This is a genomic window from Acidovorax sp. Root219, from assembly GCF_001428665.1.
In the GTDB taxonomy this organism is placed as follows: domain Bacteria; phylum Pseudomonadota; class Gammaproteobacteria; order Burkholderiales; family Burkholderiaceae_C; genus Acidovorax.
Genome location: NZ_LMIJ01000007.1, coordinates 1 through 278 on the forward strand (window position 1 = coordinate 1; position 278 = coordinate 278).

Below are 278 nucleotides of genomic sequence, written 5' to 3' on the forward strand. Positions count from 1 at the left end.
CGGGCTCCACTCGGGCCATTGCTTCGCTCGGCCTGTGGTCCTTCGCTGCGCTCGGCTCGCCAGGGTGACCGTGCCCCAACCGTCGGCAGCGCGCAGCGCGTAACCGACCCCAGGCGCAGCTGCGAAGCAGCAGCCGTCCGTGACCCCGCCCCCACCCCTGCTGCTGCGCCGAGAAGCGCAGGAGCTGGGGTGGGTGCATGTGCCGCAGGACACATGCACTTCGTCATCTAGCTCGTCGCTGCTGTCTGAGCGGAGTTCGAAGAACGCAGCGAGTTCAG